7 protein-coding genes are annotated in these 9126 nt (G+C 60.8%); 6 read left to right on the top strand and 1 reads right to left on the bottom strand.

Annotated features, from left to right (window positions below):
- Positions 1 to 33 precede the first annotated feature (33 nt).
- Positions 34 to 1107, bottom strand: a complete 1074-nt coding sequence (locus PMI23_RS13945; RefSeq protein ID WP_007919532.1) for a diguanylate cyclase — start codon at positions 1105 to 1107, stop codon at positions 34 to 36.
- A 177-nt stretch (positions 1108 to 1284) separates the two neighbouring features.
- Here PMI23_RS13945 and PMI23_RS13940 point away from each other — a divergent pair, with 177 nt between their 5' ends.
- The 6 genes from PMI23_RS13940 to hglS all read left to right on the top strand — a co-directional run bounded on the left by PMI23_RS13940 (position 1285) and on the right by hglS (position 9059).
- Positions 1285 to 2739, top strand: coding sequence for a flavin-containing monooxygenase (locus tag PMI23_RS13940; RefSeq protein WP_007919531.1), 1455 nt, complete (start codon positions 1285 to 1287; stop codon positions 2737 to 2739).
- Between the two features lie 21 nt (positions 2740 to 2760).
- Positions 2761 to 3687, top strand: coding sequence for an alpha/beta fold hydrolase (locus PMI23_RS13935; RefSeq protein ID WP_007919529.1), 927 nt, complete (start codon positions 2761 to 2763; stop codon positions 3685 to 3687).
- 132 nt (positions 3688 to 3819) lie between these two features.
- Positions 3820 to 5319: a glycolate oxidase subunit GlcD gene (gene glcD / locus PMI23_RS13930; RefSeq protein WP_007919528.1), complete on the top strand. Its 1500-nt coding sequence runs from the start codon at positions 3820 to 3822 to the stop codon at positions 5317 to 5319.
- Positions 5319 to 6368 (top strand): glycolate oxidase subunit GlcE, encoded by a 1050-nt coding sequence (glcE, locus tag PMI23_RS13925; RefSeq protein WP_007919527.1) that lies wholly within the window; start codon positions 5319 to 5321, stop codon positions 6366 to 6368. Before glcD ends, glcE begins: the two co-directional genes overlap by 1 nt.
- Positions 6369 to 6370: 2 nt before the next feature.
- Positions 6371 to 7591, top strand: a complete 1221-nt coding sequence (glcF, locus tag PMI23_RS13920) for a glycolate oxidase subunit GlcF (RefSeq protein ID WP_007919526.1) — start codon at positions 6371 to 6373, stop codon at positions 7589 to 7591.
- Between the two features lie 88 nt (positions 7592 to 7679).
- A complete protein-coding gene (gene hglS / locus PMI23_RS13915) occupies positions 7680 to 9059 on the top strand; it encodes a 2-oxoadipate dioxygenase/decarboxylase HglS (RefSeq protein WP_007919524.1) in 1380 nt (459 codons plus the stop codon).
- Positions 9060 to 9126 lie beyond the last annotated feature (67 nt).

Genomic DNA, 9126 nt, shown 5'->3' with positions numbered 1-9126 from the left:
GGCAGCTCCTACAGGGGATGTGGGGTATAGCGGTCAAACCGAATCCAGCAACGTCCGCCGGGGCTTGTCATCGCAATTGCAGATCACCCGATTACGCCCGCCTGCCTTGGCTTCATACAACGCCTGATCGGCATCATTGAGCCAGCGCGTCGCGTCAGCATGCGCCGGATCGTACGCCGCCAGGCCAATGCTCAAACTGACCTTCAACGCTGGATTCTGCTCATAACCCAGAATTGCGAAGCGCTCGCGCAACGCCTCCATGGCCTGCGCGGCGTTGAACAACGGCAGATCCGGCAAAATCACGCAGAACTCATCACCGCCATAACGCCCGGCAACGTCTGTCGCCCGCAGGTTTTGTTTAAGCAACTTGCTCAGCTGGCGCAACACGATGTCGCCCGCAACATGGCCGTAGGTATCGTTGATTGCCTTGAAGTGATCGATGTCGATCAACGCAATCGCCGCGCCCTGCTTCTGCCGCTTGCAGCGCTGAAAAGCAATCTCCAGTTGATCCTTCCAGGCGCCGTGGTTGAGCAGCCCGGTCAGGCTGTCGGTGCGGCTCAGGGCCAGCAGTTCGCGTTTATGTCGACCGAGGGTGTAGGCCTGGCGAAAGCAGATCCAGCCCAGCGCCAACGGGTACAGCAGCAGTAACGGGAAGCAGGCGTACATTTGCGCAGGGGTGGTCTGCGGAATGAATGCCGGAGCAAAGACCACCAGCCCGACGCCGACCCCGAGCAACTGCGCCGCAGTGCCTGCCAATAGAAAACGTGAACCACCGATGGCGACGTTGTTCATCGCCATCATCGAAATGGTCGTGGCAGTGGGCAACGGATTGAAATGCATGGCGGCAAGCCAAAAGCCGCCGAAAAAGGCGTCGATCAACAGATTGCGGTGTTCAGCGTGGTAAGGAACCCGGGCGCGGCGTGCCCATTGAAACGCCAGATGCGGCCAGACCAGGCCGTTGAAGAACATCAGTGCCCAGACCCACAGCGGCGGATCGAGCGAGTACATCGCCACGCTCACGCACACGAGCCCCAGAATCAACCCGAGGATGCGCGATGTATAAAGCCTCCTGGCCAATGAAAGTCCCTTTCCTCCGGTATTTCCCATAAGGACCTCGATCACGCACACCGCAGGACGGATGTGCTGGAAGTCTAACAGGGCGACGTTAAATAGCCATCACCGGCCAGCGGGCTGAATAGAGCGACATCAGGGCCGCGCACAGTGCAAATATTTGGCTATACATGAAAGGAGCAAAATGGAAAAACAACTATAAGAAGGAGGCCCATGCACACCTATCTCGTGTTGATCATCGGCAGCGGTTTTGGCGGTCAATGTGCTGCGGTCAACCTGCTAAAAGCCGGAATCGACGATTTTCGCCTGCTGGAGCGACGGGACTTCTTTGGCGGCACCTGGTGCCAGAACACCTACCCCGGCGCGGCGGTGGACGTGCCGTCGCCGCTGTATTCGCTGTCGTTCGCGCCGTACCGCTGGTCGCAGATGTTCGCCGGGCAGGCCGAACTGCAGCGCTACACCGAGCACGTTATCGAGCAATTCGGTTTGCGCGAACGCGTAGAGTTGCAAGCCGATGTCGAGCGTGTCGAATGGGACGACACGGAAAAACGCTGGGCCGTGCACACCGCCAGCAAAGGCACCTTTTATGCGCAGTTCCTGATCAATGCCACCGGGCCATTGAGCCAACCGGTCATCCCACACTTTCCCGGCCAGGAGCGCTTTCAAGGCAAGACGTTTCATACAAACAATTGGGATCACAGCTACGACTATCGCGATAAACGCGTGGCCATCGTTGGTAGCGGTGCCAGTGCGGTGCAAGTGATTCCAGCCATTGCGGAACAGGTCGAGCAACTGCACGTGTTTCAACGCACGCCGCATTGGGTGCTGCCCCGCGCCGATCGTCAGTTCGGGCCGCTGCAACGCTGGCTGCTCGGTCTGAAACCCGCCTACAAATTATTGCGCTGGCTGATTTACTGGCAATTCGAAACCCGGGTCATCGCCTTCAAATATTCCAAAGCGGCGATTCACATGGTCCAGCAGCACGCCCTGCGTTTTCTCAAACGCCAGGTGCCGGACCCGCTGCTGCGAGAAAAACTCACCCCGGACTTCACCATTGGCTGCAAACGGGTGCTGGTTTCCAGCACCTATTACCCGGCGCTGAACCGTCCCAATGTCACCTTGCATACCCGCGAACAAGGCATCGCTTCCATAGACGAAAGCGGCATCAACACTGAGGACGGCCAACACATCGATGTTGATCTGATCGTCTGGTCGACCGGTTACGACGCCACCGACGGGGTGATTTCCTACCCGGTCAGCGGAAAAAACGCCGTGCAACTCAGAGATGTCTGGGCGCAATACCCGCGCGCGTATCTGGGCACCAGCCTGCCGGACTTCCCCAACCTGTTTATCGTCACCGGGCCCAACACCGGCATCGGTCACACCTCGGCGCTGTTCATCATCGAATCGCAGATGAACTACATCCTCGACTGCATCCGCGCCGTGCAGGCCAAAGGCCTGCGCAGCATTGAAGTGCGCCGTGAAGCGGAACGTACCTACACTGAGATGATTCATCGGGAAATGCAGCGCACGGTATGGAAGTCCGGTGGTTGCCACAGTTGGTATCAAAGCAAGAGCGGTCATGTGATCGCGATGTTTCCCGGCTTCAGTTTCAGCTATCACCGCTTGACCCGAACGCTGAAACCGGCCGACCACATTCTGTCCTGAACACGTAAAAGGAAGACGTCGATGCTTTTGCTGTTTGTCGCCCTCGCGGTTTTCGTGGCCTGGAGCTGGTTGAGTTATCCAGCGGTCGGTCATTGGCTGTACGACCTGAACATGGCCATCGAGGCCAAGTTGTACAAATTGCACAAGATCGAAGTGCCGATCGCCGAGATGACCGTCTCGACCTGGCAGGGCGGGCCGTATGAAGCGGCCAGCGCGATTCTGATGCTGCATGGCTACAGCGCCGAGAAGAACCTGTGGCTGCGCTTTTCCCGGCATTTCGTGCGCCAGTATCGGGTGATCATTCCGGACCTCGCCGGCCATGGTGAAACCGGCTTCAAGGCTGGCGGCGGTTATGACATTCCGTTGCAGGCCAAGCGCATGATCCAGTTGCTCGACGTCTGCGGCGTGGAGAAAGTCCACGTGATCGGCAACTCGATGGGCGGCTACATCGCCGCGTGGCTGGCGGCGACGTATCCCGACCGCATTGCTTCGGTGGCATTGATCGACCCGGCGGGCGTCACCGCGCCCGAGGTCAGCGACATGGAGCGGCATCTGGCGCGCGGGCATAACCCGTTTCTGATCAACTCGCGGGAAGAATTTCGCCAGTTTTACGCGATGACCATGGAGTCGCCACCGTGGGTGCCGAACCTGGTGCTGGACGCCATCGCCCAGCGCTACGAACAACAACGCGATGAACTGGAAGAGATCTTCCGCGATTTTCGCGCCAGCCCGCCGATGGAGCCGAAACTACCCGACATCAAATGCCCGGCGCTGTTGCTCTGGGGCCGCAAGGATCGGCTGATCGACGTCAGCAGCGTGCCGGTGTGGAGCAAGGGCATCGCCAATTTGCGCGTGGATGTCTGGGATCATGTCGGGCACATGCCGATGGTTGAACAGCCGGGGAATACTGCGCGCCTGTATCGGGAATTCCTCGGAAGCCAGAAATGACACTCAACACATCCTGTGTAGGAGCTGCCGAAGGCTGCGATCTTTTGATTTTGCTTTTTAAAAACAAGATCAAAAGATCGCAGCCTCGTTTCACTCGACAGCTCCTACAAAGTGACGAGGTCTGAGGTGTAGATGAATATTCTTTATGACGAACGCCTCGACGGCCCGTTGCCGCAGGTGAACAAGGCTGAGTTGCTCAAGGCATTGCAGCACGCGCTGCCTGATCTCGACATTTTGTGGCGCGAGGAGGAACTCAAACCCTACGAATGCGACGGCCTCTCCGCCTACCGCACCACGCCGATGCTGGTCGCCCTGCCCCGTCGACTCGAGCAAGTGCAAACCCTGCTCAAACTCTGCCACCAGAAAAACGTCCCAGTGGTTGCCCGTGGTGCCGGCACCGGCTTGTCCGGCGGCGCCTTGCCGCTGGAACAGGGCCTGCTGCTGGTGATGGCGCGCTTCAACAATATCCTGCACATCGACCCTGCCGCCCGCACCGCGCGGGTTCAACCGGGGGTGCGCAATCTGGCGATCTCTCAGGCAGCCGCGCCTTTCGGTCTGTATTACGCGCCGGACCCATCGTCGCAGATCGCCTGTTCAATCGGCGGCAACGTCGCCGAAAACGCTGGCGGTGTGCATTGCCTCAAGTACGGATTGACCGTGCACAATCTGCTGAAAATCGAAGTGCTGACCATCGAAGGCGAACGCCTGACCCTCGGTTCGGATGCACTCGACTCAGCGGGTTTCGATCTGCTCGCGTTGTTCACCGGCTCCGAAGGACTGCTGGGGATCATCACCGAAGTCACGGTCAAACTGCTGCCCAAACCGCAAGTCGCGAAAGTCCTGCTGGCCAGTTTCGATTCAGTGGAAAAGGCAGGCCGCGCGGTCGCCGAAATCATCGCGGCGGGGATCATTCCCGGCGGCCTGGAGATGATGGACAACCTCGCCATTCGCGCCGCTGAAGATTTCATTCACGCCGGTTACCCAGTCGACGCCGAGGCGATTCTGTTGTGCGAACTCGATGGCGTCGAAGCCGACGTTCACGACGATTGTCTGCGGGTGCGCGAGGTCATGACCGCGGCCGGCGCCACCGAAGTGCGTCAGGCCCGCGACGAAGCCGAGCGTGTGCGCTTCTGGGCCGGACGCAAAAATGCTTTCCCGGCCATCGGCCGTTTGTCGCCCGATTACTACTGCATGGACGGCACCATCCCGCGCCGCGAATTACCCGGCGTCCTGCAAGGCATCGCCCGCCTCGGCGAAGAATACGGTTTGCGCGTGGCCAACGTGTTCCATGCCGGCGACGGCAACATGCACCCGCTGATCCTGTTCGACGCCAATCAACCGGGCGAACTGCACCGCGCCGAAGCCTTGGGCGGCAAGATCCTCGAACTGTGCGTGCAAGTTGGCGGCAGCATCACCGGTGAACACGGCGTCGGCCGCGAGAAAATCAACCAGATGTGCGCGCAGTTCAACAGCGACGAACTAAGTCTGTTCCACGCAGTAAAAGCCGCGTTCGACCCACAAGGCCTGCTGAATCCCGGCAAGAACATTCCGACCCTGCACCGCTGCGCCGAATTCGGCGCGATGCACATTCACGCCGGGCAATTGCCGTTCCCCGAACTGGAGCGTTTCTGATGGCCGATGTCGACGCCGCCAGCGCCCTGCTCGATCAGGTCAACGAAGCGCGGGCCAATGCCACGCCGCTGAAAATTCAGGGTGGCAACAGCAAAGCCTTTCTCGGCCGCGAGGTCGCCGGCGAAGTGCTCGACACCCGCGCCCACTGTGGCATCGTCCGCTACGAGCCGACTGAACTGGTGATCACGGCGCGCGCCGGTACGCCGTTGTCCGAGCTGCTGGTGGCGCTAGACGCTGCCGGGCAAATGCTGCCCTGCGAGCCGCCGGCATTCGGTGAAGGCGCGACGGTTGGCGGCATGATCGCCACGGGGTTGTCCGGGCCTCGGCGGCCGTGGTCTGGCTCGGTGCGCGACTTCGTCCTCGGCACGCGGGTGATCACTGGCCTTGGTCAGCACCTGCGTTTCGGCGGCGAAGTGATGAAAAACGTCGCCGGTTATGACCTGTCGCGGCTGATGGCCGGCAGTTACGGCTGCCTCGGCGTGCTCACCGAAGTGTCGCTGAAAGTCCTGCCGAAACCACGGCAGTGCCTGAGCATTCGCCTCGATATGGAATGCTCGCGGGCGCTGACCAGGCTTGCCGAATGGGGTCAGCAACCGCTACCGATCAGTGCCGCTTGTCACGATGGCCAGAGCCTGTATCTGCGTTTGGAGGGCGGCGAAGGTTCGGTGACGGCGGCGCATCAACGCCTGGGTGGCGAGCCGCTGGACTCGCAGTTCTGGCGTGATCTGAATGAGCAGAGGCTGGCGTTTTTCGATGAGGGCCGGCCGTTGTGGCGCCTGTCACTGCCGAACAATCTCGGCCCGCTGGATCTGCCCGGCGAGCAGTTGATCGACTGGGCCGGCGCGCAACGCTGGCTGAAATCCGACGCGGCGCACATCCACATTCTCGCGCAGGAACTGGGCGGCCACGCTACCTGTTTCAGCCATGGCGCCAGCAATTCGCCGTTTCAGCCATTGCCCGCGACACTGCTGCGTTACCACCGACAACTCAAGGTGCAACTCGACCCGCAAGGGCTGTTCAACCCCGGGCGGATGTACGCGGAGTTCTAGCCATGCAAACCACCCTCAGCGAACAATCGCGACAACTGCCCCGCGCCGCCGAGGCGGAAAAGATTCTGCGCACCTGCGTGCATTGCGGCTTTTGCAACGCGACCTGCCCGACCTATCAGTTGCTCGGCGATGAACTCGATGGCCCGCGCGGGCGCATCTACCTGATCAAGCAAGTGCTCGAAGGCGCACCCGCGACGGCGCAGACACAACTGCATCTGGATCGCTGCCTGTCGTGCCGCAACTGCGAAACCACCTGCCCGTCCGGCGTCGACTATCACAACCTGCTCGACATCGGCCGCGCGGTGGTCGATCACGCGGTGCCACGTCCGGCGGCGCAACGTCTGTTGCGCGAGGGTTTGCGCGCATTGGCGCCGAATCCAGGGTTGTTCAAAGGCTTGTTGCGGGTGGGCACGACGTTTCGTCCGCTGTTGCCGCGAATGCTGGAAAGCAAACTGCCACAGCATCTGCCGCTTTCCGGTATGCGCCCCGCTCCGCGCCATGCCCGGCGGGTGTTGTTATTGGAAGGCTGCGTGCAACCGGGTTTGTCGCCGAACACCAATGACGCCACGGCGCGGGTGCTGGATCGCTTGGGCATCAGTGTCACCCCGGTAGCCGAGGCCGGGTGTTGCGGCGCGCTGGACTATCACCTCGACGCGCAAGCCAAAGGCCTCGACCGCGCACGGCAGAACATCGATGCCTGGTGGCCGCACCTGCAAAACGGCGCCGAAGCGATTGTGCAGACCGCCAGCGGTTGCGGCGCATTCATCAAGGATTACGGGCATTTGCTGGAAAACGATCCGGTGTATGCGGCCAAGGCACGGGAAATCAGCGAGCGGACGCTGGATCTGGTGCAGATACTCGATCGGGAACCGCTGGAAAAAGTCTGCGCGGCGAGCGAGCGACGGATTGCCGTGCATTGCCCGTGCACTTTGCAGCACGCGTTGAAACTGGGCGGCGCGGTGGAAGCTGTGCTGGCGCGCCTGGGTTTCAATCTTACCGCCGTGCCCGACGGCCATTTGTGCTGCGGCTCGGCGGGCACCTATTCGCTGACGCAACCGGTGCTGGCCCGGCAACTGCGCGACAACCGCCTCAATGCGCTGGAGAGTGGCCGCCCTGAGCTGATCGTCACCTCCAACGTTGGCTGTCAGAGCCATCTGGCCAGCGCCGGGCGCACGCGGGTGATGCACTGGATCGAACTGGTGGATCAGTCGTTGGCAGAATGAAGTTCGTAGGATTCTTCGTTTGCCCGCGTGCGAGAAGGCTGCGATCTTTTCACTCATCCATTCCGTGACCGTGGCAGGAATTTTTTTCATGACCGTGCAGCCGTTCGTCAGCCCCGACCTGATCCGCCAACGCTTCTCCAAAGCGATGTCCGACATGTACCGCGAAGAAGTGCCGTTGTACGGCGCGCTGATGCAATTGGTCGAGCAAACCAACCGCGAGGTGCTTGCCGATCAGCCGGACATCGCCCGGCAACTCGACAGCACCGGTGAAATCCAGCGGCTGGACATGGAGCGCCATGGCGCCATCCGCGTCGGCACCGCCACCGAACTAGCCACCCTCGCCCGCTTGTTTGCGGTGATGGGCATGCAGCCGGTGGGTTATTACGACCTGACCCCGGCGGGCGTACCGGTGCATTCCACGGCTTTTCGCGCAGTGCATGAGGACGCGCTGCAAGTCAGCCCGTTTCGAGTGTTTACGTCGTTGTTGCGCCTGGAGTTGATTGAAGATCCGCAGCTACGCGCCTTCGCCGAATCAGTGCTGGCCAAGCGTTCGATCTTTACCCCGGAGGCATTACGCTTGATCGCGCAGGCTGAAACCGCAGGCGGACTGAATGAAAGCGAGGCCGAGGCATTCGTCCTGCAGGCACTGGAAACCTTTCGCTGGCATCACAGCGCCACGGTTACTGCCGCGCAATACCAGACTTTAAGCGCCCAACACCGCTTGATCGCCGACGTGGTGGCGTTCAAAGGCCCGCACATCAACCACCTGACGCCGCGCACGCTGGACATCGATAGCGTGCAGGAACAGATGCCGGCCCATGGCATCACCCCAAAAGCCGTCATCGAAGGCCCGCCGCGCCGGCAGTGCCCGATCCTCTTGCGCCAGACCAGTTTCAAGGCGCTGGACGAGCCGATCGCCTTCACCGATCAGAACCAGACCCGTGGCAGTCACAGCGCGCGTTTCGGCGAAATCGAACAGCGCGGCGCGGCACTCACCCCCAAAGGCCGGGCGCTGTATGACCGCTTGCTGAATGCCGCGCGCGATGAACTCGGCGACTTCCCCAACGAGGGCAATGGCGCACGCTACAACGCGCTGATGGCTCAGCACTTTGGCGAATTTCCTGACAGTGTCGAAGGCATGCGTGAACAAGAGTTGGCGTACTTTCGCTATTTCGCCACGGAAAAAGGTCTGGCTGCTGGAGGACTTGGGCAGTCGTCTCTGGAGGACTTGTTACGCGATGGTTATGTGAAAGCGGAACCGTTGGTGTACGAAGATTTCCTGCCGGTGAGTGCGGCGGGGATTTTTCAGTCGAACCTTGGGGACGCGGCGCAGGCGCACTATGGCGAGCACTCCAATCGGCAGGCCTTCGAACAGGCTCTGGGGCGCGCAACCATTGATGAGTTGGGGTTGTATGCCGCGACGCAGCAGCGTTCGATCGAGGAATGCCTCACCCAATTCGCGCGTTGAAAAATCAAAAGATCGCAGCCTTCGGCAGCTCCTACAGTGGAAATGCATTCCAAATGTAGGAGCTGCC

It is taken from the genome of Pseudomonas sp. GM24 (assembly GCF_000282235.1).
In the GTDB taxonomy this organism is placed as follows: Bacteria; Pseudomonadota; Gammaproteobacteria; order Pseudomonadales; family Pseudomonadaceae; genus Aquipseudomonas.
Note: the sequence above shows the minus strand (reverse complement) of the source record. Positions and strands in the feature narration are given on the sequence as shown.

Excerpts from the sequence above, each read along its gene's own strand:
- PMI23_RS13945 (WP_007919532.1), bottom strand. The coding sequence starts at position 1,107 with ATGGGAAATACCGGAGGAAAGGGACTTTCATTGGCCAGGAGGCTTTAT.
- PMI23_RS13940 (WP_007919531.1), top strand. The coding sequence starts at position 1,285 with ATGCACACCTATCTCGTGTTGATCATCGGCAGCGGTTTTGGCGGTCAA.
- PMI23_RS13935 (WP_007919529.1), top strand. The coding sequence starts at position 2,761 with ATGCTTTTGCTGTTTGTCGCCCTCGCGGTTTTCGTGGCCTGGAGCTGG.
- glcD (WP_007919528.1), top strand. The coding sequence starts at position 3,820 with ATGAATATTCTTTATGACGAACGCCTCGACGGCCCGTTGCCGCAGGTG.
- glcE (WP_007919527.1), top strand. The coding sequence starts at position 5,319 with ATGGCCGATGTCGACGCCGCCAGCGCCCTGCTCGATCAGGTCAACGAA.
- glcF (WP_007919526.1), top strand. The coding sequence starts at position 6,371 with ATGCAAACCACCCTCAGCGAACAATCGCGACAACTGCCCCGCGCCGCC.
- hglS (WP_007919524.1), top strand. The coding sequence starts at position 7,680 with ATGACCGTGCAGCCGTTCGTCAGCCCCGACCTGATCCGCCAACGCTTC.